Annotated in this window: 17 protein-coding genes; 4 read left to right on the top strand and 13 right to left on the bottom strand. The window is 72.5% G+C overall.

Going from position 1 to position 22,973, the window contains the following annotated elements:
- Positions 1 to 18: 18 nt before the first annotated feature.
- From E6U81_RS08055 to E6U81_RS08045, 3 genes are all read right to left on the bottom strand, one after another.
- Complete coding sequence (locus E6U81_RS08055) at positions 19 to 1,611, bottom strand: cation acetate symporter (protein WP_136229403.1); 1,593 nt, start codon at positions 1,609 to 1,611, stop codon at positions 19 to 21.
- On the bottom strand, positions 1,608 to 2,093 hold the full coding sequence (locus E6U81_RS08050) for a DUF485 domain-containing protein (protein ID WP_136229402.1): 486 nt from the start codon (positions 2,091 to 2,093) through the stop codon (positions 1,608 to 1,610). The genes E6U81_RS08055 and E6U81_RS08050 overlap by 4 nt, the downstream gene beginning before the upstream one ends.
- 176 nt (positions 2,094 to 2,269) lie before the next feature.
- Complete coding sequence (locus E6U81_RS08045; RefSeq protein ID WP_136229401.1) at positions 2,270 to 4,390, bottom strand: DNA topoisomerase IV subunit B; 2,121 nt, start codon at positions 4,388 to 4,390, stop codon at positions 2,270 to 2,272.
- A 447-nt stretch (positions 4,391 to 4,837) separates the two neighbouring features.
- On the opposite strand from E6U81_RS08045, the gene E6U81_RS08040 reads away from it, so the two are divergent.
- Positions 4,838 to 5,071, top strand: coding sequence for a hypothetical protein (locus E6U81_RS08040; protein WP_030028922.1), 234 nt, complete (start codon positions 4,838 to 4,840; stop codon positions 5,069 to 5,071).
- A gap of 183 nt (positions 5,072 to 5,254) precedes the next feature.
- Here the strand turns inward: E6U81_RS08040 and E6U81_RS08035 are convergent, their stop codons facing one another.
- The 7 genes from E6U81_RS08035 to E6U81_RS08005 all read right to left on the bottom strand — a co-directional run bounded on the left by E6U81_RS08035 (position 5,255) and on the right by E6U81_RS08005 (position 15,721).
- Entirely contained in the window at positions 5,255 to 6,181 is a 927-nt protein-coding gene (locus E6U81_RS08035) for a serine protease (protein WP_136229400.1), read from the bottom strand.
- A gap of 136 nt (positions 6,182 to 6,317) precedes the next feature.
- Complete coding sequence (locus E6U81_RS08030; RefSeq protein WP_276615798.1) at positions 6,318 to 7,901, bottom strand: RNA polymerase sigma factor; 1,584 nt, start codon at positions 7,899 to 7,901, stop codon at positions 6,318 to 6,320.
- Between the two features lie 386 nt (positions 7,902 to 8,287).
- Positions 8,288 to 9,229, bottom strand: a complete 942-nt coding sequence (locus E6U81_RS08025) for a FadR/GntR family transcriptional regulator (protein WP_276615797.1) — start codon at positions 9,227 to 9,229, stop codon at positions 8,288 to 8,290.
- Between the two features lie 137 nt (positions 9,230 to 9,366).
- Positions 9,367 to 11,154 (bottom strand): ABC transporter ATP-binding protein, encoded by a 1,788-nt coding sequence (locus tag E6U81_RS08020; protein WP_136229397.1) that lies wholly within the window; start codon positions 11,152 to 11,154, stop codon positions 9,367 to 9,369.
- A 188-nt stretch (positions 11,155 to 11,342) separates the two neighbouring features.
- A complete protein-coding gene (locus E6U81_RS08015) occupies positions 11,343 to 12,089 on the bottom strand; it encodes an NUDIX domain-containing protein (protein ID WP_136229396.1) in 747 nt (248 codons plus the stop codon).
- A gap of 168 nt (positions 12,090 to 12,257) precedes the next feature.
- Positions 12,258 to 14,246: a glycogen debranching N-terminal domain-containing protein gene (locus tag E6U81_RS08010; RefSeq protein WP_136229395.1), complete on the bottom strand. Its 1,989-nt coding sequence runs from the start codon at positions 14,244 to 14,246 to the stop codon at positions 12,258 to 12,260.
- Positions 14,247 to 14,455: 209 nt separating this feature from the next.
- Entirely contained in the window at positions 14,456 to 15,721 is a 1,266-nt protein-coding gene (locus E6U81_RS08005; RefSeq protein ID WP_136229394.1) for a DUF4192 domain-containing protein, read from the bottom strand.
- Positions 15,722 to 15,844: 123 nt separating this feature from the next.
- Here E6U81_RS08005 and E6U81_RS08000 point away from each other — a divergent pair, with 123 nt between their 5' ends.
- Entirely contained in the window at positions 15,845 to 18,004 is a 2,160-nt protein-coding gene (locus E6U81_RS08000) for a RecQ family ATP-dependent DNA helicase (protein ID WP_136229393.1), read from the top strand.
- Positions 18,005 to 18,219: 215 nt separating this feature from the next.
- Positions 18,220 to 18,849 (top strand): hypothetical protein, encoded by a 630-nt coding sequence (locus E6U81_RS07995; protein ID WP_136229392.1) that lies wholly within the window; start codon positions 18,220 to 18,222, stop codon positions 18,847 to 18,849.
- A gap of 234 nt (positions 18,850 to 19,083) precedes the next feature.
- On the opposite strand, the gene E6U81_RS07990 is transcribed toward E6U81_RS07995, so the two are convergent.
- The 3 genes from E6U81_RS07990 to E6U81_RS07980 form a co-directional block, all read right to left on the bottom strand.
- Positions 19,084 to 19,722: a hypothetical protein gene (locus E6U81_RS07990; RefSeq protein ID WP_136229391.1), complete on the bottom strand. Its 639-nt coding sequence runs from the start codon at positions 19,720 to 19,722 to the stop codon at positions 19,084 to 19,086.
- Between the two features lie 59 nt (positions 19,723 to 19,781).
- Complete coding sequence (locus tag E6U81_RS07985) at positions 19,782 to 20,492, bottom strand: ribonuclease HII (RefSeq protein ID WP_136229390.1); 711 nt, start codon at positions 20,490 to 20,492, stop codon at positions 19,782 to 19,784.
- A 115-nt stretch (positions 20,493 to 20,607) separates the two neighbouring features.
- Complete coding sequence (locus E6U81_RS07980) at positions 20,608 to 21,210, bottom strand: TetR/AcrR family transcriptional regulator (protein ID WP_136229389.1); 603 nt, start codon at positions 21,208 to 21,210, stop codon at positions 20,608 to 20,610.
- A gap of 142 nt (positions 21,211 to 21,352) precedes the next feature.
- On the opposite strand from E6U81_RS07980, the gene E6U81_RS07975 reads away from it, so the two are divergent.
- Entirely contained in the window at positions 21,353 to 22,906 is a 1,554-nt protein-coding gene (locus E6U81_RS07975) for an MFS transporter (protein WP_136229388.1), read from the top strand.
- Positions 22,907 to 22,973: the final 67 nt, after the last annotated feature.

Raw genomic sequence — 22,973 nt, 5'->3', positions numbered from 1 at the left:
CCGGTCCGGTTTCTCCGGTCAGACCGCTCCCGCGCCGGTCAGCGAACGGACTTCCGTCTCCGCGTGCTTCGTCTCGTCCGGCTCCTCGCCCGAGGTGACCGTGCCGAGCCAGCCGGCCAGGAAGCCCAGCGGGATCGAGACGATCCCCGGGTTCTGCAGCGGGAAGAACTGGAAGTCGACTCCCGGGAACAGCGACTCCGCGCTGCCGGACACCACCGGTGAGACCAGCACCAGCAGTACCGCCGGGACCAGCCCTCCGTACACCGACCAGACGGCTCCGCGCGTGGTGAAACCGCGCCAGAAGAGCGAGTACAACAGCACCGGGAGGTTGGCCGAGGCCGCCACAGCGAAGGCCAGCCCCACCAGGAACGCCACGTTGAGGTTCTGCGCGAGCAGCCCGAGGGCAATGGCCACCGCGCCGATACCCACGGCGGCGGCCCGGGCCACCGAGACCTCGCTGCGCTGCCTGGCGTGCCTGCGCTTGAGCGAGGCGTACAGGTCGTGGGCGACGGACGCGGACGAGGCCAGGGTGATGCCGGCCACCACGGCCAGGATGGTGGCGAAGGCGATGGCGGCGACGAAGGCGAACAGGACCGCTCCGCCGGTGGTTTCGGCGCCACCGCCGAGGAAGGCCGCGAGCAGCGGGACGGCCGTGTTCCCGGAGGCGTTGGAGGCCCGCACCTCGTCCGGCCCGACGAGGGCCGCGGCCCCGAAACCGAGGACGATGGTCATCAGGTAGAAGCTGCCGATCAGGCCGATCGCCCACACCACGGAGCGGCGGGCCGCCCGGGCGGTGGGCACGGTGTAGAAGCGCGACAGGATGTGCGGCAGTCCGGCGGTCCCCAGGACCAGCGCGAGACCGAGGCTGATGAAGTCGAAGCGGGCGGTCCAGTCCCCGCCGTACTTGAGTCCGGGGCTGAGGAACGCGAGGCCGTGCCCGCTGCGTTCGGCGGCGCTGGTGAGCAGCCGGTCGAAATCGCCGTGGAAGCGCAGCAGCACCAGCACCGTCAGCGTGATCGCCCCGCCCATCAGCAGCACGGCCTTCACGATCTGGATCCAGGTGGTGGCCCGCATGCCTCCGAAGGACACGTAGACCACCATCAGGGCCCCCACCCCGATCACGGTGAGGGTCCGGGCCGCCGCGCTCGAGTTCCCGAGCAGCAGCCCGACCAGGCTGCCCGCGCCGACCATCTGCGCGACGAGGTAGAGCACGGAGACGACGACCGAGGAGGTACCGGCGGCGATCCGCACCGGGCGCTCGCTCATCCGGGCGGCGACCACGTCGGCGAGGGTGAAGCGCCCACAGTTGCGCACCAGTTCGGCGACGAGGAAGAGCACCACCAGCCAGGCGACGAGGAATCCCACCGAGTAGAGCAGGCCGTCGTAGCCGAACAGGGCGATCAGGCCGGAGATGCCGAGGAAGGAGGCGGCGGACATGTAGTCGCCCGCGATGGCGAAACCGTTCTCCATCGGGGAGAAGAGCCGCCCGCCGGCGTAGAACTCCTCGGCCGAGCCGTGCCGGTTGCGGCTGACCCAGGTGGTGATGCCCAGGGTCACCGCGATGAAGAGGCTGAACAGCATCAGCGCCAGGGTCTGGTGCTCGGTGGTCACCGGCCCGCCCTCCTCGCCCGGTCCCGCTCCTGGCCGCGTTCCTGCTCGAAGACGGTCCAGCGCAGGTCGAGGGCGGCTCGGTCCCGGCGCAGCCGCGCATGCCGGGCGTAGGCCCAGGTGAGCAGGAAGGTGCTGAGGAACTGGCCGAGCCCCGCCAGCATGGCCACGTTGACCGCGCCCAGGACGGGCCGGGCCATCAGACCGGGCGCGGCCGTGGCGGCGACCACGTAGGCGACGTACCAGAGGAAGAACCCGGCGGTCGCAGGGACGACGAACCGGCGATAGCGGCTGCGGACCTCCTGGAAGGCGGCGCTGCGCTGCACTTCCAGGTAGATGTCGGATGCGCCGGGCGCCGGACCCCCGACCGGGGCCGGCCGCGGCGGGGACGGTTCCGCGCCCTCGCCCCAGCCGACGGCCAGTGCGTCGTACCAGGGGTCGTCCAGCCGGATCGTTCCGGCATCACGACCTTCGTACTTGTCCACCGAACTCTCCTTGTCCGCTGCCGCATTGGCCGCGTGCCCACAAGGATGTGCGGAATGGACGGTTTCCGGACTGGTGTACCGGTGCTCTTCACTCCAACAGGTGATGGAGCGAAGGGCACCGGTGTGCCGTGGCGCCCGCCTGTGTCAGGCGTCGCCGGCCACCGGTGCCCTTGTGCTCAGGCGTCGATGCGCGAGCGGTCCAGCGTCGCCGCGGAGCTCGTGATGAACTCCTTGCGCGGGGCCACCTCATTGCCCATGAGCAGGTCGAAGACCTGCTCGGCGGAGTCCAGGTCGCCGATGTTGATCCGGCGCAGGGTACGGAAACGGGGGTCCATGGTGGTCTCCGCCAGCTGGTCCGCATCCATCTCGCCGAGGCCCTTGTAGCGCTGGATCGCGTCCTTGTACCGGATGTTCTTGCGCTGGTACTCCAGAAGGGTCTGGCGCAGTTCGTTGTCCGAGTACGTGTAGACGTACTTGTCCTGGCCCTTCTTCGGCTGGACCAGCTCGATCCGGTGCAGCGGCGGGACGGCCGCGAAGACCCGGCCGGCCTCGACCATCGGCCGCATGTACCGCTGGAAGAGCGTGAGCAGCAGGCAGCGGATGTGCGCGCCGTCCACATCGGCGTCGACGAGCAGCACGATCTTGCCGTAGCGGGCGGCGTCGATGTCGAAGGTCCGGCCCGAGCCGGCCCCTATGACCTGGATGATCGCCCCGCACTCGGCGTTCTTGAGCATGTCCGAGACCGAGGACTTCTGGACGTTGAGGATCTTGCCGCGGATGGGCAGGAGTGCCTGGAATTCGGAGTTCCGGGCGAGCTTCGCGGTACCGAGGGCGGAGTCGCCCTCGACGATGAAGAGCTCGCTGCGGTCCACGTCGTCACTGCGGCAGTCGGCCAGCTTGGCGGGCAGGGAGGAGGTCTCCAGCGCGGTCTTGCGGCGCTGCGCCTCCTTGTGCTGGCGGGCCGCGATCCGGGTCCGGGCGGCCGCGACGATCTTCTCCATCACGGCGCGGGCCTGCTGCTTGTCGTCGCGCTTCGTGGAGGTCAGGAAGGCCTTGAGCTCCTTGGCGACCACGGCGGCGACGATCCGGGTGGCGGCCGAGGTGCCGAGCACCTCCTTGGTCTGACCCTCGAACTGGGGTTCGGCCAGGCGGACGGTGACGACGGCCGTCATGCCCTCCATCGCGTCGTCCTTGACCACGTCGTCCTCGGCCACGCGCAGCAGCTTGGCCGAGCGCAGCACCTCGTTGACGGTCTTGGTCACGGAGCGTTCGAAGCCGGCGACGTGGGTGCCGCCCTTGGGGGTGGCGATGATGTTCACGAAGGACTTGACGTTGGTCTCGTAGCCCGTGCCCCAGCGCAGGGCGATGTCCACGCCGAGCTCGCGGGTGACCTCGGTGGGGGTCATGTGGCCGCGGTCGTCGAGGACCGGGACGGTCTCCTTGAAAGTGCCCGATCCGGTCAGTCGCAGCACGTCGCAGGCGGCCTTGTCCTGGGCGAGGTACTCGCAGAACTCGCTGATGCCGCCGTCGAAGCGGAAGGTCTCCTCGGTCTTGCCGGCGCCGTCGATGCCCCGCTCGTCGCGGACGACCAGGGTCAGGCCGGGAACCAGGAAGGCGGTCTGGCGGGCGCGCTGGTAGAGCGTCTCCAGGGCGAGGCGGGCATCCTTGAGGAAGATCTGGCGATCGGACCAGTAGCGGATCCGGGTGCCGGTCTTGCCCTTGGCGATGCGCTTGACCTTGCGCAGGCCGTTCGCGGGGTCGAAGGGGCTGTCCGGGCCCTGCTCGGTGAACATGCCGGGGACGCCGCGGCGGAAGCTGATGGCATGGGTGGAGCTGCCCCGGTCGACCTCGACGTCCAGACGGGCGGAGAGGGCGTTGACCACCGAGGCGCCGACGCCGTGCAGGCCGCCGGAGGCCGCGTACGAGCCGCCGCCGAACTTTCCGCCCGCGTGCAGCTTGGTCATGACGACCTCGACACCGGACAGGCCGGTCTTGGGCTCGACGTCCACGGGGATGCCGCGGCCGTTGTCCCTGACCTCGACAGAGGAGTCCTCGTGGAGGATCACTTCGATGTGGTCGCAGTAGCCGCCCAGGGCCTCGTCGACGGAATTGTCGATGATCTCCCACAGGCAGTGCATGAGGCCCCGGCTGTCGGTCGAGCCGATATACATGCCGGGACGCTTGCGGACGGCCTCCAGCCCTTCGAGGACGAGCAGGTGCCGCGCGGTGTAGTTGGAACCGTCCCGGTCTGCTCCGGACAGCAGCGCGCTGGAAGGCACGGACGTGTCGGCGGTCACGCAGTTCGCTCCTCGCTGAATTTCTTTTCTGGCCCTGTCGGGCGCAGGGGTGGCTCGGGTACCCGTCGAAGGGTACCGAGGCCAGGTAGAGCCGATGCAACGCCACCCTCGCGCTTTCCTCAGCCTAGTCCAGATCCGCACGCATGTTCGATCCCCCGGGCGGGTGAAGGAAACATCACGTTCCCTTCCGCGCATGAACCATTTAGGGTTCGGGCACGTCCTCATGAACAACCTGGCACTCTCGCCGGGGAGGATGGAACTGCAACAAGCACACGACTGACAACGCGAAACCGTAAAGCAACGCAATACGGCTCCTTCGCCGCCAACCGGCAACAGCCGGCCAGCTTCGGAAGGAAGTTTCGAGGAAAAGCCGCGAGCGGGAACGTTTTCGGCCTGGTTGGATGTTGACCCTGGTACGACAGCTCGTCGAGCTAGAGAAGAGGCGACGTGACTACTGTTCTGACACCCGCGACCCCGCTGACGGCCGCTGACCGATGCGACCGTTGCGGCGCCCAGGCATATCTGCGCGTCGTCCTGCTGAGCGGCGGTGAACTGCTCTTCTGCGCCCACCACGGTCGCAAGTTCGAGCCGGAACTCAAGAAGATCGCCGCGGAAATACAGGATGAGACCGAGCGGCTCACGTCCGCTCCGGCTGCCCATGCCGAACCCGAGGACCGCTGACACACAGGCCTACCCTCGCATCCGACGAGCCAGGACCGGCCAGGCCGGTCGACGGGCGGCACCTCTGAGACCCAGGGGTGCCGCCCGTCCTCACATCCGCGGCCGCCCGCCCACGGGAAGGGCGGCGGCACGGGGCTTCACCGGCGCGTCGCGCCCGGCGGCCGGGACATCGCCCGACCGCCCCTAACCCGCACGATGGCCTTGCACGACCCCTGTGCGCGCCCCGGAGCCCCTCTGGGGCCCCCACGCGACGCTGCGTCCCCCGTCCTGCTGTTCGGCCCTCTCCGGGGCCGTCACGAAGCCGGCCAGCGGGGCGATGCGCGTGTACACACCCGGGCTGTCGGCCCGCCCGCAGCCCCGGCCCCACGAGACCACGCCGATGAGCCGCCCCTGGGCCACCAGCGGCCCGCCGCTGTCGCCCTGGCAGGCGTCCTTGCCGCCCCCGCCGTCCCCCGCGCACACCATGGATTCGGCCCGGTACTGTCCGTCCGCGTCCCCGGGGTAGGCGCGCCCGCAGACCTTGTCCGCGAGCACCGTCACGCGCGCGGCCCGCAGGGCGTACGCGTAGTCACCGAAGCCGCTCGTGTCCCCCCAGCCGTAGACCTCCGCCTGGGTACCCGCCCCGTACGCGGGGTGACCCGCCTCCGCCATGGGGAGCACGTGGTGCGCCGGCACGGCCTCCGCCAGCTCCAGCACGGCGAGGTCGCCGGCGTTGCTCTGGGGGTCGTAGGCGGGGTTCACCCGTGCCCCGCGCACCGCGATCTCCCGGCCGTCGGCCGCCCGGAGCTCCGTACGGCCGGCGATCACCCGGAAATCGGACACGGACTCGACGGGTCCGCCCAGCACCTGCCGGCCCAGGCAGTGCGCCGCGGTGACCACCCTGGTCGGAGCGACGACGACACCCCCGCAGAACTGCCCGTCCCGCGTACCCCCGAACCGGTCACGGCTGGCCAGGGCCACGACCCAGGGGCTGTCGGCCACCTTGACCGGCTTCCCGCCGATCACCACGCTGTCCGCGGCCGCCTGAGGCATCTGGGCGAGCGGCGCCGCGGCCGCTCCCGCCGCCAGGGTCAGCGCGCCCGCCAGGACACGGGCAAAGGGACGACGCATGAGGCCTCCTGACTCCGAGTGTGCATGACTCCACCCAGAGTGGGATGCCCGGTGGCCGAGCGCACCCGCGCGGCCACCGCCACGGCCTTCGTCGCCGGGCCTCGGCACCTTCCGCCGCCGAGGCCCGCCTGCCTGCTCAGTCCAGGTAGTCGCGCAGCACCTGGGAGCGGGACGGGTGGCGCAGCTTCGACATCGTCTTCGACTCGATCTGGCGGATGCGCTCACGCGTGACCCCGTAGACCTTGCCGATCTCGTCGAGGGTCTTCGGCTGCCCGTCGGTGAGACCGAAGCGCATGGAGACGACGCCGGCCTCGCGCTCGCTCAGGGTGTCGAGCACCGAGTGCAGCTGCTCCTGCAGGAGCGTGAAGCTCACGGCGTCGGCCGGGACGACGGCCTCGGAGTCCTCGATGAGGTCGCCGAACTCGCTGTCGCCGTCCTCGCCGAGGGGCGTGTGCAGGGAGATCGGCTCGCGCCCGTACTTCTGGACCTCGATGACCTTCTCGGGGGTCATGTCGAGTTCCTTGGCCAGCTCCTCCGGGGTGGGCTCGCGGCCCAGGTCCTGGAGCATCTGGCGCTGCACGCGGGCGAGCTTGTTGATGACCTCGACCATGTGGACGGGGATGCGGATGGTGCGGGCCTGGTCGGCCATGGCACGCGTGATCGCCTGCCGGATCCACCACGTCGCGTAGGTGGAGAACTTGTAGCCCTTGGTGTAGTCGAACTTCTCGACCGCACGGATGAGACCCAGGTTGCCCTCCTGGATCAGGTCCAGGAAGAGCATGCCGCGGCCGGTGTAGCGCTTGGCCAGGGAGACCACGAGACGGAGGTTGGCCTCCAGGAGGTGGTTCTTCGCGCGGCGGCCGTCCTCGGCGATGATCTCCAGCTCGCGCTTGAGCTTGGGCGCCAGCTTGTCGGAGTTCGCCAGCTTGTCCTCGGCGAACAGACCCGCCTCGATCCGCTTGGCGAGCTCGACCTCCTGCTCGGCGTTGAGGAGGGGGACCTTGCCGATCTGCTTGAGGTAGTCCTTGACCGGGTCGGCGGTGGCGCCGGCCACCACGACCTGCTGGGCCGGGGCGTCGTCCTCGTCGTCGGAGATGACGAAGCCCTTGTTCTCCCCGCCCTCGTCCTCTTCGTCGCCCTCGGCCTTGACCGCGTCGGGCCCCTCGTCCGGGCTCTCGTCCTCGCCGCCATCGTCCGCGTCCTTCTTGGCCGCGGTCTTCTTGGCTGCGGTCTTCTTCGCGGCCGTCTTCTTGGCGGGCGCGGCCTTCTTCGCGGCCGTCTTCTTCGCCGCCGCCTTCTTCGCGACGGGCTCCGCCGCCGCCTCCTCGACAAGGGCGTCCGGTGCCTGCGGGTCCGCCGCCTCGGCCGACGGGACCGCGGGAGCCGCGGGCTGCGCCGCCGTCGTCCTGGCCGCCGTCTTCCTGACGGGCTCGGTGGCCGTCCGCTTGGCCGGGCTCTTCGCTGCGACGCTCTTGCGGGTGGTGCGCTTGGGCGACTCCGCGGCACTGACCATCAGCGTCACACCCTCTTCCTCGAGGATCTGGTTGAGGCTGCGCAGAACATTCTTCCACTGGGTCGCAGGAATCTGGTCAGCCTCGAAGGCCCGACGCACGTCATCGCCGGCGATCTGCCCCTCGGCCTTGCCCCGCTCGATGAGCGCCATCACAGACTCGGAATCGGCGATCTCCGGCGGGAGCGTACGGGATGTGCTGGCCGACACGAACAACCTCTCGGAACGATGGAAACGGCTTCCGACCCCGGGCCTGGTGGTGCTGGACCGGAGCCGACGACCACCGACCGGGGATGGGCCGGCGGCGCGGGCAGGGGCCGGGGAGCTGCACAGCACCCCCAAGGGCTGCTGTCTTCCCTCCGTCGGCCATCACCTCTTAAGTCATCGCGCGACCTCGCGGAGCGTTACGCCCAATCTTCGTGGCCCGAGTCACACCCCGTATGCGCGGATGCCGGTCATACGGTCGCACCCCTCGGTTCCGGAAGGGCCGCGACGGCTCCGCAAGGGGCTCCGGAAGAGGGACGGGACCCGCACGCCGGTGTCGCCGGGCCCGGCCGGGCCCGGCGACGTGTCGCACACCCCTGCGCGCCCGCCCGTCAGTGCTCGCGCGGGGCGGGAACCACGCGCTCGACCTCCGGATGAACCGTCAGGAGCTGGCGCATCGCGTTCTCGGCGCCCACCGCGTCGCCCGCGGCGAGGGCCTCGACCATCCGTGCGTGGTGCGCGACGCAGGTCTCGCTCGGGCGGTCGCAGGAGGTCATCGGGCTGCCGGAGACCTGGAGGGCGGCCGAGACGATGCCGGAGAGGTGCTCCAGCATGCGGTTGCCGGCGACCTGGATCAGGAGCGCGTGGAACTCGTTGTCGGCGCGCGCGAAGGTGATCGAGTCACCCTGGCCGAGGGCGTGGCCCATGATCTCGACCATGTCGGCCAGGCGCTGCTGGATGTCCGGCCGGCCGTGGCCGGCGGCCAGGCGGGCGGCGAGCGGCTCGATCGTCCAGCGGAGCTCGCCGAGCTCGCGGCGCTGGTCGTCGCGCTGGGGCCCGAAGGCGCGCCACTCGATGATGTCGGGGTCGAGCAGGTTCCAGTCGGCGACGGGGCGGACCCGGGTGCCGACGTTGGGGCGGGCGCTGACGAGGCCCTTGGCCTCGAGGACCCGCAGGGATTCGCGGACGACCGTACGGGAGACCTCGAAGCGCTGGCCGATCTCCTCGGGGACCAGGGGGCGGTCCGCGCCGAGGTCGCCGGAGACGATCATCTGGCCGAGCTGCTGGACGAGTTGGCCGTGCAGTCCGCGGCCGCGGCTGCCTGCGGCGCGGCGGCCCACGCGGCTCAACTCGACGTCGGCGCCGTCCCAGTGGGGTGCTCCGACGCGGTCGGACCCGGGGGCCTCCGCATAGGGGTAGCGGTCGAGTTCGCCCGCGCCGGCGAGGCCGGAGTCGGCATGGCGGGCGGCGGTCATCATGGTGTGCGCAAGGGTACTCACGAATCCTTTGTCGGTCGCGCCTCCATGACCCTTGAGGTCTTTGGTGAAAAGCACACGAAAGGGTGATCGGTGCCACCTACGCAATTGACGACTTATCGTAAAGAACCGGGCCTATTGCGTGGAGTTGCGGTCCGCTTGACGCGACACGGACTGCAACGGTCCCGTCCGTGACCGCTCCGGCACCGGAACGATCACCAACGGACCCTGCTGCGCAGTCCGGTGAACCCATAGGCGCACAACAGGACCATCAGCGACAACACCAATGCGGTGGCGACGGGTTGGCTGATCACCCGCAGGGCCGCCACCAGCAGCCGGTCCACCTCGGGCGGCCACTGCACCCAGGGCAGGCCGCGCAGCCTGGGGCCCAGCCCGGTCACCGGGTACGCGGACGAGCCTTCCAGCGCCTTGCGCACCAGCGGAACCACTCCCACGGGTACGGCGAGCACCGCGGCCAGTCCCGCGGCGGCGGACCGGAAGACGCCGGAGGCCAGTACGCCGGCCCAGGCGCAGCCGATCAGCAGGCCGGCCCAACTCGCCGCGGGGGCAAGCCACTCCGCCGGGACGCGCAGAGGGCCGCTGTCGAAAACGAGTGCCAGGGCGGCGGCGTCGGCCGTCACCACCAGGGCGCCCAGCACGAGGGCGAGGGCGGCGCAGACGCCGAGTTTCGCAGTGAGCAGCCCCAGTCGGCGGGGCACGGTGCCGCGGTCGGCGGCGAGGGCGGGATAGCGGTACTCCTCGCCGAAGGCCAGTGCGCCGAGGAGTCCCGCGCCCAGGGCGGCGGGCGGCAGGGGCAGCAACGCGGGCCAGGCGGCGAGAAGCCGGCTCTGCGGGGTCTGACCGGCCCGGGCGAGCACGAGGGCGGTGAGGACGGAGACCACGACGACGAGGGCGGCGGTCAGGGCGGGGGTGGCGGTGCCGAAGACGCGGAGCAGCTCGTAGCGCAGGGGCCGCAGGGGTCCGCCCACGCGCCGCACGGCCGAGGCCGGCGGCTGGGAGCGGGTGCGCCGGGCAGAGCCGCCGGAGTCCTCGGCGCGCTCCGGTGCCGCGCCGGCGGTCACCGCGGTGGCGGCCGCGGCCCGGGCGTGCGGGACCGGCACCGTCGACGCACCGGCATCGCCGGTCTCGTCGGCGAGCTGGTGGACCAGTACGCCGTGGCGGAACGCCGCCTCGCCGACCTCCGCGCAGTTGCTGCCGTACACCGACAGCCGGCTGCCGCTCTCCTCGACGATCTCCACCGCTCGCTGGGCCGCGCGGGCCTCCCGTCCCAGTACGTCGGCCAGCCGGGCGGCATGCGGGGTGCGCACGGCGACCCGCGGCCTCAGCCGGGTCCGCGCGAACTCCGCGGCCTCCTGGTCGGCGACGAGGCGGCCCGCCTCGATACTGACGACCCGGTCGGCGCTCCGGGCCGCCTCCTTGGCGTCGGCGGTCGTGAAGAGCACGGCTCCCCCGAGGGAGGCGTGGCCGCGCAGCAGCCCGTACAGCCAGCCGCGTTCGCGGGGGGAGAGTCCTGCGGCGGGCTCGTCGAGGAGCAGAGTGCACGGATCGCCGAGCAGTGCCGAGGCCAGGGCGACCCTGCGCTCCATGCCGAGCGAGAGCGAGCCGAGGCGCTGGTCGCGCAGGCCCGCGATGCCGACGACCTCGAGCATGGTGTCGGCCCGGGAGGCAGGTACCCCGGCGGCGGCGCAGAGCATCCGCAGCTGGTTGCGGACGGTCCGTGCCGGGTTGCCGGGGACGTCTCCGAGCACTACTCCGACCTCACGGCCGGGGTGCGCAATCCGGTGCAGCGGCCGGCCGCGGAAGTAGGTGACGCCGCGGCCCGGTTCGAGTTCGAGCATGAGCCGAAGGGCGGTCGTCTTGCCCGATCCCGGCTCGCCGAGCAGGGCGGTCACATGCCCCGGGCGGGCCTCGAGGGTGAGGTCGTCCACAAGGGGCGGGGCGTCGGAACGTGGTTTGCTGGTGAGTCCGATGGCCTGGAGCATCGCTTCCCTCGCGGGGTGTGAGACCGCTTTGCGGCAGCGTGGGTACCGCAAGCAAGATAGCGCGATATGTCCGATTTTCGGCGCAACCGGTCCGATGGAATGCCGATCGTTCTGCCAGACTCGCCCCCGTCCGGCAGCGCGGTGCGGTAGCCGGCGGGTTCAGCACCGGCGGCGCGTGTGGCGCGGCGTCAGACCTCCGGGCGCAGCATCGGCGGGTTGAGCAGCGTCGCCCCGCCCGCGCGGAACAGCTGGGCCGGGCGGCCGCCCTGACGGGTCGTCGTTCCGCCGGCCGGCACCAGGAAGCCGGGGGTCCCGGTGACCTTGCGGTGGAAGTTGCGCGGGTCCAGCGCCACCCCCCAGACGGCCTCGTACACCCGCCGCAGCTCGCCGACGGTGAACTCGGGCGGGCAGAAGGCGGTGGCCAGCGAGGAGTACTCGATCTTCGAGCGGGCCCGCTCCACACCGTCGGCGAGGATCTGCGCATGGTCGAAGGCGAGTCCTGCGGAGCTCTCGTCGCCGACGGCCAGCACCTCGTCGACCGAGGCCCAGCGTGCGCTGTTGGCGTCGCCGCCGGCCCGGGGCGCGGGGAGGTCCGGAGCGAGCACCAGATGCGCCACGCTGACGACCCGCATCCGCGGATCCCGCTTCGGGTCGCCATAGGTGGCCAGCTGTTCGAGGTGCGCCCCGTTGCCCGCGCCCGGCATGGCGGGGTCGTGCGCGCACAGGCCGGTTTCCTCGGAGAGCTCTCTGGCGGCGGCCGCCGCGAGGTCCTCGTCCCCGCGGACGAACCCGCCGGGCAGGGCCCAGCGCCCCTGGAACGGCTGCTCACCCCGCCGGACGACCAGCGCGCAGAGCGCGTGGCGCCGCACGGTGAGCACGACCAGGTCGACGGTGACTGCGAAGGGCGGATAGGCCGACGGGTCGTAGGGCGACATGCCGCGATCATAGTCGTCTGCCTGACGATAAACAGCGCTTTGGTGACCTTGAGGGCAACAGCCCGCAGGCCGGCCGGTGCGCCGGGCGGGCGCGGCCCTCGATGTGCGCCGCCTGCGAGCCCGAGTCGGCAGAGCACAGCTCGTAGGGGGCGCGGGCCGCGGCCCGGCTCACCCTCCCAGTTGGAGCGCATCCGCGGCCTCCTCCACCATGCCGAGGCCGAGTCGGCTGATCCGGACGGCGAAGGGTTCGCCCGCCACCCGCAGGCCCGCGAGCCGGATCGCGCCGAGGGGAGCGCCGGGAAGGGGAGCGAGGGCGACGGTACCGGCGGGGGCGTCGGGGCGGACTCCGGCGAGGGCCGTCAGCACGTGGACCCCCGCGGCCGCGGCCACTGCGGCGGGGCGGCAGGCCGCCGGGTGCGGGATGGGGACGCTGCCCGCGGTCCGCTGCTCGGCGGCGAACATCTCCGGCAGCCGGTACCCGAAGGCCTCAGCCGCGTCCAGGAGGCCTCGGAGCAGGCCGGCCGCCTCCTTCTCGAAGCCCGCCGCGGCCAGGCCGGACACGGCCACCGCACTCTCGTACGCCCGTACCGCGCCCGAGCGATGGCCGAACGGGTTGTGTCCCGGTTCCTTGAGGGCCATGCTCCGCAGCCCCCATCCGCAGTCCATGGCGGGGGCTCCGAACAGCCGGGCCAGCTGCTCCGTGCGGATCCGGTCTAGGAGCCCGGGGGCGAGCCGGCCGCCGCCGAGCAGCCCGGTGTCGAGCAGATGGGCGGCGGCGCCGGTCAGCCGTGGCAGGGGCCGCCCGTCGGGATGCAGGGCCGACGCCGGCCGGCCGCCGTCCGGGCCGTCGATCCAGAACCTCTCGCGGAACCGCTGCCGCAGCGCGGCAGCCCGCTCCTGCCACTCCTCGGCTCCGGGTCGTCCGCAGCCGGCGAGGAGGTCCGCGCCGAGCACGGCGGCCCGGTGCGCGTGGGCCTGGGTCTCGCAGCGCCGCGGACCGGGCTCGGGATCGGCCAGGAAGCCGTCCTTCCCGAAGGCGCCGCGCAGCCAGTCGAGGCAGCGTTCGGCGGCCGGGAGCAGTCGAGCGACGTCCTCCTCCGGCATGCCCCAGAGGCGGGCTTCGGCAAGCACCGCGGGGAAGGCGAGGGTCGCCTCGGTACCGGTGCACGCGGGCGGCAGCTGCGGGCCCGCTCCGCGCAGGGGCCCCGGGATCCTCCCGGCCTCGGTCCCTGACCCCTCGGTCTGTGTCCGGGCGAGGATGCGCAGCGTTGCGGCGGCGAGCCCGGTCCCCAGCGGCAGTGCCATCCGGGCGGCCCACAGCGACTCCGCAGGTGCCAGGCCCAGCCGCCAGGGCACCCCGGCCGCCGCGAAGGCGTCGCCCGGCTCCTCGGGGTCTCGCGAGAGCAGCGCGCCCAGATCCTCGACGCTGGTGCGGAACCACGCCTCGGCCCTCGGGTCGTCCCCCTCGGCCCGGGCGTCGGCCAGCGGGTTGGCCACCTGGCCGACGGGGGCCCGAACCACCCGGTCGTGCGTGGTCCGCAGCTCGATGGTGCGGGATTCGCCGGGGCCCAGTTCGAGCTGCCAGCGCAGCAGGCCGGCCGCGGCCACGGCGTCGTCGGGCGCGGGGTCCGCCGCGGTGACGGCCTGCGCACCGCCGGTGCTCCAGCGCAGGCCGGCCGCGTGTACTCCGGCAGGCAGTTCGGGGCCGGCCCGGCCGGCGGCGACTTCGGCCAGTTCCGCCAGGTCGGTGCCGAGCAGTACCTCCACGGGGAGTCGCACCGGCCGGCCCGTGAAGCTGCGCAGGGTGATCCGTTCGGTGCCGTCGGCGTGGCGGACGCGTTCCACCCCGATGTCCGGGTCGGGTCCGGGTTCGGCTCCGGTGCGCACGGTGGCGGTGAAGGCGGCCCGGTCCGCACCGAGGCTGCGCCCCTGGACGGCGACGGGGTCACGGCCGCCGACGCGCAGCACGCACCGGGAGAGCAGCCTGCGCCCGGCGCGGTAGATCCCGTCGATCCCCCGCCCGGTCAGCTGGCCGTGTTCCGGCGAGATGACCAGACAGGGCGCGGCGACGCAGATGACGGCGCCGTGCACGGGCGGCAGCTCGGGCCTGCGGGCTGCGGGCACGCCGGTCGGGCGGGGAGGTGCGGGGTGAGACATGTGTCGCCTTGTCTGCGCTCCGGTGGGTTCAGCTGGGCGGCGGCGCGGCCGGGACGGCACCTCCCCCCAGCTGAACGCCCCCGCCCCCGCCCGGGTCACGGGCCGCTGCTCCGGCCGGGCGCGGCGGGGAGGGAGCCCGCTGCGCCGGGCCGGGGTCAGGGAGCCTGGGACCGGCCGCACGGGACGGCCATACGACGGCCGGCGCGCGCTCACTGCCCGCTCCCCGCGGTGCGGCGGGAGCCGCGGCGCGGCGCCGTGCGGCCCCGGCGGCCGGGCGGCCGGGTGGCGGCTGAGGAGCGGCTGCGCCGGGGTTCCCTGCGCCGCCGCTCCTGCCGGAGGCACTGCCGCAGCCCCTCGGGGTCGATCCCCTCGTTGCAGGCGTGGTGGAGCAGTTGGGCGAAGCGGTATTCGGCGTCGGCCCGCAGGGCCAGGCCGAGGATGATCCGGGCGGTCGGCTCGTCCCCAGTGGACCAGGAGACCCAGCCGGCCAAAGTGAGAGGGGCCGCGGCGTGCTCGCCGTAGGCGCCGACGCAGCGGCGGGCCAGTGCCCGCCACAGACGCAGGGCGGGGGCCGCCTCCTCGCCCTCCATCCACTCGGCCGCGATGTCCCGGACCTCGCGGTCCTGGAGGCCGAGGATCAGCGAGGCGGCCTCGTCGTGGCCGAGCAGCGCGTCGTCCCAGTCGTCGCCCTGGACGCCGCTCTCGACGGGCGGCGCCAGGGTCATGCGCCGCATCAGGGCCTGCGCCAGCGTGATGGTCTCGGTGCCGACCTCTTCGCGGGTGGCACCGTGGAGGATCCTCGGCATCAGGGCTGCGGCCGCCCGGTCCAAGGCCCGCTCCGCCTCCTCCGCCACAGCCCCGCGCAGTGGCGCCAGCCTGCGCTCGATCTCTTCGAGGGAGCCCCGGATCTGGAGCCCGGCGAAGGTCGCGGCCGCGGCCATCACCGAGGTGCCGACCGGGGTCAGCGGGCTGCCCTCGGCCGGGCAGCACCGCTCGTCGGGGCAGACGTAGGACCAGAAGCGGCCGTCCGACAGGCACAGGGCCTCCAGCACCGGCACGTCCAGCGCACCGCAGGCCAGCCGGATCCGCTGGGCGAACGGCCGCAGCCGGGTCATCACGCCCCGGCCGCTCTCCTCTGCGCGCGGCTCCTGGCAGAGGTAGACGACGATGCCGTCGGGCTTGGGCCCGCGTCGTTCGCTGCCCCGGATGAGGCAGTCCGCGACCTGCCGGGCGGTGTCCTCCCATTCGGCGGGAGCGGTGGGGATGCCGACGCGTAGCCGGCCGCCGAAACGCCCGCCCCCGCCGTGCACGGCCACCATGACGAGGGAGTCGGACGGGTGGAAACCGAGCATGTAGGGCAGCGCATCGGCCAGTTCGGCCGGGCTGCGCAGGGTGATCTGTGGTTCGCCGGCGGTTCCGGCCGGGGTGATGAAGGACCGGTCGGACGGGCGGCGGGATTCGCTGTTGTTCGTCATGCCACGAAGGTCCCGCGCATGATCCGATCCCGAAAGCCCTGTGGATAAGTGTTGACGCTTCAACTTCCACACGACTGGGGGCAGCATTGGCGCGATGTCGGAGGCATCGGGTTGCATGGGGGCATGAACGCAGACCTGAGGTCCTCGGCCGACTCCGTACTCGCCCGCCTCGTGGGGGACCCCACGGGCACCGCCCGGCTGCGCGAGGACCAGTGGCTCGCGATCGAGGCCCTCGTCGCGCACAAGCGGCGGGCGCTCGTGGTCCAGCGCACGGGCTGGGGCAAGTCCGCCGTGTACTTCGTCGCGACGTCGCTGCTGCGCGCGGCGGGCGCCGGCCCGACCGTAATCGTCTCCCCCCTCCTCGCACTGATGCGCAATCAGGTCGAGGCCGCGGCCCGGGCGGGGATCCGCGCCCGCACCATCAACTCCGCCAACCCCGAGGAATGGGAGGGGATCCAGGCCGAGGTCGCGGCGGGCGAGGTCGACGTCCTGCTGGTGAGCCCTGAGCGGCTCAACAACCCGGACTTCCGCGACCAGGTCCTGCCCAAGCTCTCGGCGGCCACCGGCCTGCTCGTGGTGGACGAGGCCCACTGCATCTCCGACTGGGGACACGACTTCCGCCCCGACTACCGCCGGCTGCGCACCATGCTGGCCGACCTCCCGCCGGGCGTCCCCGTCCTCGCCACGACCGCCACGGCCAACGCCCGCGTGACCGCGGACGTCGCCGAGCAGCTGGGCACCGGCGCGGGCACGGACGCGCTGGTGCTGCGCGGCCCGCTGGACCGCGAAAGCCTCAGCCTGGCGGTCCTGACCCTGCCCGACGCGGCCCACCGGCTGGCCTGGCTCGCGGACCACCTCGGCGAGCTGCCCGGGTCCGGGATCATCTACACGCTGACGGTCGCGGCGGCCGAGGAGGTCACCACGTACCTGCGACACCGCGGGCACACGGTGTCCTCGTACACCGGCAAGACGGAGAACGCGGACCGCCAGCAGGCCGAGGACGACCTGCAGGCGAACCGGGTCAAGGCCCTGGTGGCCACCTCCGCCCTGGGGATGGGCTTCGACAAGCCCGACCTGGGCTTCGTCGTGCACCTGGGGTCTCCGTCCTCGCCGATCGCCTACTACCAGCAGGTCGGCCGCGCGGGCCGTGGCGTGGAGCACGCGGAGGTCCTGCTGCTGCCCGGCCGGGAGGACGAGGCGATCTGGCAGTACTTCGCCTCGGTCGCCTTCCCGCCGGAGGAGCAGGTGCGCCGCACCCTCGACGTCCTGGCCCAGGCGGGGCGCCCGATGTCGCTGCCCGCCCTGGAGCCGCTGGTCGACCTGCGCCGCACCCGGCTGGAGACCATGCTCAAGGTCCTCGACGTCGACGGCGCCGTGCACCGCGTCAAGGGCGGCTGGACCTCGACGGGTGAGCCGTGGGCCTACGACGCCGAGCGCTACGCCTGGGTGGCCCGCCAGCGGGCCGCCGAGCAGCAGGCCATGCGCGACTACGCAGCGACCACGGGTTGCCGGATGGAGTTCCTGCGCCGGCAGCTCGACGACGAGGAGGCCGCGCCCTGCGGCCGCTGCGACAACTGCGCCGGGGCCCGGTTCGCGGCCGAGGTCTCCACCACCGCACTGGACACCGCGCGCGGCGAGCTGGGCCGTCCCGGTGTGGAGTTGGAGCCTCGCAAGATGTGGCCGACGGGGCTCGCCGCGGTCGGTGTCGACCTCAAGGGGCGCATCCCCGCCGGGGAGCAGGCCTCGACGGGCCGGGCCCTGGGGCGGCTGTCCGACATCGGCTGGGGCAACCGGCTGCGCCCGATGCTCGCCCCGCAGGCTCCCGACCAGCCGGTTCCGGACGACGTCACCCAGGCCGTGATCGCGGTGCTCGCCGACTGGGCCCGGGGACCTGGCGGTTGGGCCTCCGGAGCCTCCGACGCACCGGAACGGCCGGTGGGTGTGGTCGCACTGCCCTCGCGCAGCCGCCCCCAGCTGGTCGCCTCGCTGGCCGCGCGGATCGCCGAGGTGGGGCGAATGCCCCTGCTCGGCACGGTCGCCTACACCGATCAGGTACCAGAGTTCGGGCTGGCCTCCTCCAACAGCGCGCAGCGGGTGCGCGGTCTCCACCAAGCCCTGGCCGTACCGCAGGAGCTGGCGGCGGCACTGGCCGAGACCCCCGGCCCGGTGCTCCTCGTGGACGACCGCGCGGAGAGCGGATGGACACTCGCCGTGGCCGCACGCCTGCTGCGGCGCGCAGGCGCAAAGGAGGTGTTCCCGCTGGTGCTGGCGCTCCAGGGGTGACCCGATGCGTCATTCTCGGCGTGGCGGGGCAAGGATATGAACGGCATACCGGCGAATTCCGGTCGGCGTCGTCAATTGCTCGTTGCCGCATGCTCGGAAGCCACGCGAGAATTGGAGTGCTCCCGCTCGGCTCCTCGGCACCCTCCTGGGCCGCGCTGCGGCGCGCCCTGACTCCAGCCGTGCCCGTTCGCGGGCGTGTACCCGAAGGGAGGAACGTGACCTTCGGATTCACGCCGCCTTCGACCTCGTCTCTGGCAACGGCCACCGGCGGCGCGAGCCGGCACGGCAGACTGCTGGAACCGTCCGAGTGGATGTCGGCGGGCATTCCCCTGCTGCGCAATCCGCGCGAGGTCGTCAGCGGGCTGCACTCCCGGCACAGCCCGGTTCCTGCGACCGCCGTGATCGCCGTACTCGGACCGGAGGAACAGCTCGTGGCGAGCGCTTCCTTCGTGCAGCGCTCGGCGTCGGCCGACGGCTGGGAGTACCGCAACGCCCTGCTGTCCCGGCTGCGCCGGGTCCTCCCGCACGACCTGCGGCGACGGACCCCGGTGCGGACGGCGGTCCTCCTCTACTGCCGCGAGGGCGACGAGCGGTGGACCCCGGAGGACGGTGCCTGGATGTGGGGACTGCGGGACGCCTGCACCCTGCACGGGCTGCGCTGCGGCGCGTACATCACGCTCACCCGGGACGGCTGGCAGGTCCTGGGCGAGGGCCGTGGTGGCCGGCGGCCCAGTTCGGACTCCCGGCCGCAGCGGCTCGGCGACACCGTGGCCGAGTTCGCTCCGCTCGCCCTGCACACCGGTGGCGGCGCGGTCGAGGCCCTGCGCCGGACCGCCGCGCGCTGAAGCCGAAGCCGGCACCCGGGCCCGTTCGCCCCTCGTTCACGACGCGCAGCCCGCCCGCGGGCAGGCCTCACGGCCGTACACCCGGGACCGGGCGTACGGCGGCTCAGGCTTCGGGCACCCGCGCGGGCGTCGGTTCGGGCCACGGCTCGAACCTCGGCCCAGGTCCCGGTCCGGGCTTCAGCGGGGCCGGCTCGAAGCCCGCCCCGCCCCTCGCCCGTGCCGGGGTACAGGGCGTCAGACGCCCGCACCCAGCACAGAGTTGATCTGGTTCGCGTCACCGCACACGATCAGCAGCGCACCCGCCCGGGTGAGCGCGACCGGCAGGGAACCCAGGACGGTGTCGACCGGACCGCCGTTGGCCGCGAAGACCACGACGGGACGGCCGGCGGCACGCTCGACCTGCGCCGCGTCCGCGTAGAAGACGTCGTCCCCGGCGTCGTGCAGGGCCCAGTACGCGGCCTCGCCGAAGGACAGCTCGTGAGCGGCCCACGGGTGCGGGTCGCCGGTGGTGAGCACCAGGATGTCGCCGGGCGCGCGCCCGGTGTCGAGCAGCAGGTCCACGGCCTCTTCGGCCGCGTCCAGCGCACCCTCGGCGGACGCCGGGATCAGCTGGATCTGCGGCACCGACGCGGAGACGGACGGTGCGGTGGGGGCAGGGGCTGCGGGAACGGGTCCGGGGGTGGCCTGCGCCGCGCGCTGCGCGGGGGGTGCGGGCCGGGCGGGACCGGGGCGACCGGGCCGCGGGACGGCGGCGGGACGCGGACCAGGTACGGGGCGGGGGGTCTGCGCGGTGCGGCTCGCGGCCGGCGTGACGCGGGGACCCTGGGCACTCTCGTGAATCTGAGGCTCCTCGATGGCGGGGGTGAGAGGCATGAGTTGACATCTATCAAACACCGGTACGAAACGTACCGGTCGGTGGCACATGGGTGCGATCAGAAATCGAAGCCGAGTTGGCCTCCGTTTTCCAGCTCCATCGACTCCTCGCTGCGGCGCACCTTCTTCAGGTGGCGCCATCTGGGCAGCGCGTCGAGGTACGACCACGAGAGCCGGTGGTAGGGGGTGGGCCCCCGCTCCTCCAGGACCGCCCGGTGCACGGGCGAGGGGTATCCGGCGTTGGCGGCGAAAGCGAAGTCCTCGATTCCACCGCCCCGTTCGCCGAGTTCGGCCATCATGCGGTCGCGGCGGACCTTGGCGATGACCGAAGCCGCGGCGACGGCGATGCAGGACTGGTCGCCCTTGATCACCGTACGAACCCGCCAGGGCGGGCCGAGATAGTCGTGCTTGCCGTCGAGTATCACCGCGTCGGGCCGCACCGGCAGGGCCTCCAGCGCGCGCTCCGCGGCGAGCCGGAGGGCGGCCGTCATCCCCAGTTCGTCGATCTCCTCGGGCGTGGAGTGCCCGAGCGCGTACGCGGTGACCCAGTCCTCCAGGACGTCGAGCAGGGCGTCACGTCGCTTGGGGGTGAGCAGTTTGGAGTCGGTGAGCCCGGCGGGCGGCCGGCGCAGGCCCGTGATCGCCGCGCACACGGTGACGGGACCGGCCCAGGCCCCTCGTCCGACTTCGTCGACCCCGGCGATGACCTTGGCGCCGGTGGTTGCACGGAGGGAGCGCTCGACGGTGTGGGTGGGTGCTTCGTACGGCATGGCGCCAGCAAGGTTACGCCGCCCCGAGCCCACTGCACACCCCCACCCCGGTGCGACCGGCCTGCGATCGGCCACGGACCCCGCCCGGCCCCTCCCGCAGCCACCCCTCCCCGTCTCACACCCTGAGCAGCGGCACCATCACCTGGTCGATCAACTCGGCGATGTCAGCGTCCCCCCATTCGCTTCCGCACACCTTGGCGCGGTACATCAGCATCGCCGGAATGACATCCACGACAAACGGACCAGTAGCGTCCGGTCGCACGTCCCCCCGCCCGATTCCGCGCAGCACAAGCTCCCTGATCAGGCGCTGGGCGGGCTCCTGCAGCCCTGACCAGATGACCCCGTGAAACCGCTCCGCGGTCGAGTGATCGCATTCGTGAAGCACCGACCAGAGAGCCTGCCCGGCACGCGAGTGCATGACGTCCCTCGTGCGGGTGCACAACAGGTAGAGGTCCTCGCGGATCGAGCCGGAGTCGGGAATCTCACCGATCTCCGGCAGGCCGGTCCGCAGCGCGTCGGCCACGAGGTCCGCCTTCGAGGGCCAGCGCCGGTAGAGCGCGGCCTTGCCGGTCTGCGCACCGGCCGCCACACCTTCCATCGTCACCGCGTTCCAGCCGACCGTACTCAGCTGCTCCAACGCCGCGTCGAGGATGGCCCGTTCGAGTTCGGGACCCCGCCTGCGCCCTGGCGACGCCGATGACCAGCGCGAACCCACCATCTCCCCACCTCCGACCGGCCCGAGACGCCGTGCTGCATAGATTTTCAGCCTTAGTGAACGCTTGCGTGCACTAATTCCGGCTCCTACCGTGGATCCCGTAGTGAACGACAACGTTCACTATTTCACTTTGGGGGGATCCTCAGTGACAAGCTCTCAACTCGCCGCGCCCCGGATACCGGGGGCGGCGCGGCGGGAGGGACGCCCCGGTGTGGCGCTCGCCGTCATCGCCGCCTGCCAGCTCATGGTCGTCCTCGACGCGACCATCGTGAACATCGCGCTCCCGCAGATCCAGACCGCGCTCGACTTCAGCACCACCGACCTCTCCTGGGTGCTCAGCGCCTACACCCTCACCTTCGGCGGACTGCTGCTCCTCGGCGGCCGGGCCGGCGACATCCTCGGCCGGCGCCGGGTGTTCCTGGCCGGAATCCTGCTCTTCACCCTGGCCTCGCTCCTCGGCGGCTTCGCCCAGGAACCGTGGCAGCTGCTCGCCGCCCGGGCCCTCCAGGGCGTCGGTGGCGCGATCGCCTCCCCGACCTCGCTCGCCCTGATCACGACGACGTTCGCCGAAGGACCGGAACGGAACCGGGCGTTCGGAGTGTTCGCAGCCGTCTCCGCGGGCGGTGGCGCGATCGGCCTGCTGGCGGGCGGCATGCTGACCGAGTGGCTCGACTGGCGCTGGGTGCTCTTCGTCAACGTGCCGATCGGCATTCTGATCGCGGTGCTCACCCCGCTCTACATCAGCGAGTCCGAGCGCCATCCCGGCCGTTTCGACATCGCCGGAGCCCTCACCTCCACCGGCGGCATGGCCTCGCTCGTCTACGGCTTCATCCGCGCCTCGGAGGAGGGCTGGCGCGACCCGCTCACCCTCGGGTCGTTCACCGCCGCCCTGGTCCTGCTGGCGCTCTTCGTCGTCATCGAGTCACAGGCCCGCGAACCGATCATCCCGCTGCGCATGTTCGCCGACCGCAACCGAACCGGCACCTACGTCATCATGCTCGGCCTCGCCGCGGCGATGTTCGGCATGTTCTTCTTCATCGTCCAGTTCGTGCAGAACGTACTGGGCTTCTCCCCGATCCAGTCGGGGCTCGGCTTCCTGCCCGTCACCGTCGCCATCGTCACCGCCGCCGGCCTCTCGCAGCGCTTCCTGCCGCGTTTCGGCCCCAAGCCCTTCATGGTCATCGGGTCCGCGCTCACCGGCACCGGGCTGGCCTGGCTGACCCTCCTGCGGACCGACAGCTCGTACCTCTCCGGTGTGCTCGGGCCGATGCTCCTGTTCGGCTTCGGCATGGGCCTCAACTTCGTGACGCTGACCCTGACCGCCGTCTCCGGGGTGGACCCGAAGGAGGCCGGGGCCGCCTCCGGCCTGCTGAACGCCAGCCAACAGGTCGGCGGCTCGCTCGGCCTGTCCATCCTCGTCACCGTCTTCGGCACCGCCAGCCGCGAGGAGGCCACGAAGCAGGTACCGGCCTTCCTCGCCCAGGCGGACCCCCAGGCCGCGGCCGCCTTCGGGGAGACCGGACGGCTGCCCGATCCCTGGGGAGACCTCGTCCTCGCCCAGGGCATCTCCACGTCGTTCATGGCCGCCGTGGCGATGGCCGGCCTCGCCCTGGCCACCGCCCTGCTGGTGATCCGCGTGCGCAAGAGCGACCTGGAAGCCCTGGCCGGCGCCGCCGCGAAGGCCGGTCCGGCCGCCTGACCGGCCCCGGCACGTACCGGGCCGGACGCGGGGAGGCGGTGCCTCGCGTCCGGCCCGGTCGAGCGGC

This window comes from Streptomyces sp. A0592 (genome assembly GCF_004795115.1).
Lineage (GTDB): Bacteria > Actinomycetota > Actinomycetes > Streptomycetales > Streptomycetaceae > Streptomyces > Streptomyces erythrochromogenes.
The sequence above is the reverse complement of the archived record's forward strand: the minus strand, read 5'-3'. Positions and strand labels throughout refer to the sequence as shown.